The sequence below is a fragment of the Blautia sp. OF03-15BH genome (assembly GCF_003463065.1).
Lineage (GTDB): Bacteria > Bacillota > Clostridia > Lachnospirales > Lachnospiraceae > Limivivens.
This window is the reverse complement of the sequence record NZ_QSCM01000017.1, coordinates 59,873-61,761: the sequence shown is the minus strand read 5'-3', so window position 1 is coordinate 61,761 and position 1,889 is coordinate 59,873. Positions and strand designations below refer to the sequence as shown.

The window sequence follows — 1,889 nt, the reverse complement described above, 5'->3', positions numbered from 1 at the left end:
TTAATTAAAACATTCCCAACATTTCGGACTATAGCAAGATAGTCCGAAAATACAGTTTCCTTTGATTTATACCAGATTTTTGCTTTTCATCAGGAGAAGAAGCCCCATTTTAAGCTATTCCTGGCGAGTTACATCGTTTCTGCAGGCATATTTCTTTGCAAAATTTATCATAAAAATATGTACTATATAGTCCGAATATGTTATAATAGGACTATATATAGGAGGTATTTTTATGGCAGTTCCGGCAGAAATCAGAGCAGTTCCAAGACCTGTCAATACGATTGTTGATGACAGTGGAACCAACAGCCCGAAGCGTTATGCAGTCCGCCAGCGGGCATCTTCAAAATATATTCCGGGTGGTAACCCACAACCCAAAAACGGAAAAGTCATCGGACACATCATTGATTACAAATATGTGCCTTTGACTGACAGCACAGCCTCAGATGGACCGGATATGCTTTCTTACGGAGCTTCGGCTCTCGTAAAATCAGTTTCGGCTGATCTGCTCTCGGATCTTTTGAATATCTATCCGGCAAACGAAGCATACAGCATCATGTCCATTGCGACTCTTCGTGTCATCAGGCCCAAGATCACTCTTGGAAGAATGGCTACCCATTACCGTAGAACATTCGTCTGCAAGGATTATCCCGGCGCTGCCATGTCAAAGAATACTCTGGGAAATCTGCTTCAGCGTATCGGACAGGACGGAAACAAGCGGAAGGACTTCTATCAGCTGCGTATTTCATCTGTTGCCGAAGATCATCATATCGCCATCGATGGAACGTTAAAACAGAATACCAGTATCGTGAATGATCTTTCTGCATATTCTTACAAGGCCAGAACCCGAGGCTGCAGTGAAGTATCCGTATTGTATGCTTATGATATCGAACAGATGGAACCTGTGTGTGCCGAAGTCTTTCCGGGTAACAGCATCGATGCGAGTTCGTATTCTGCATTTATCCGTGATAATGATATCCGAAAAGGAATCATCGTTGCCGATAAGGGATTTCCCCCCAGCAAGATCAAAGAGGAACTGGCCGAACGACCGGAACTCCACTTCCTGACACCGATCAAAAGAAATGATCTTCGGATTTCCGATAATAACATGCTGTCTTTCGAGGGTGTTCTTGAAGGCATCGAAGGTCATGTCGTTTATAAGAAAAAACAGATCAAGGGTGGGCGTTTTCTCTACTCCTACAGAGATGCCAGAAAAGCAGCCATTGAAGAAGCTGATTACCTGACAAAGGCTGAAAACCAAAAAACCTTTGAGCCCAAGAAATACAGCAAAAAGTCTTCATTATTCGGCGTGATCGTTTTTGAGAGCGATCAGAATCTTGATCCTAAAACCGCATACCAGTGTTACGATGACAGATGGCTGCTTGAACTTGTATTTAACCGATACAAAAGTGATGACTGTTTTGACAAGACAAATGTCCAGGGTGATTTCTCTGTTATCGGGTCAGAATTCGTAAATTTCATCACTACAGTAATGACGTGCCGGATTATCCGTAAAGCCACCAGGGCCGGTCTCCTAAATAAGATGAGCTACGGCGATCTGATGGATGATCTGTCAAGTGCATGGCGAAAGGCCGATGCACCTCAGAAGCCAAAAACAGATGATGGCTACTGGGTTCATACACTGCAGATCGTTTTTGAAGAACTCGAGGCACTCGGTCTTTCAGAACCCGTCCCTAAGCCTGAACCAAAGAAGCGGGGACGTAAGAAAAAAGAACCCGAAGTGTCAAAAACCAAACGCCCAAGAGGGCGTCCAAGAAAGGATACTAATCCGTCTGTCGGACTTCTATAGTCCGACAGACTGGGAATGTTTTAGTTAATTCTGACATCAATTTCAATTTTTTATTAATCAATGGTCGCATACAATTAGGAAC

General features: G+C 43.5%; 1 protein-coding gene. It reads left to right on the top strand.

Annotated elements, in window-relative coordinates:
- The first annotated feature begins 232 nt into the window (after window positions 1–232).
- Window positions 233–1,807, top strand: a complete 1,575-nt coding sequence (locus DXA57_RS14420) for a transposase (RefSeq protein ID WP_117767977.1) — start codon at window positions 233–235, stop codon at window positions 1,805–1,807.
- The last annotated feature ends 82 nt before the right edge of the window (window positions 1,808–1,889 follow it).

What these genes read in the sequence shown, in the direction of transcription:
- DXA57_RS14420 (WP_117767977.1), top strand. Translation starts at nt 233, where the DNA reads ATGGCAGTTCCGGCAGAAATCAGAGCAGTTCCAAGACCTGTCAATACG.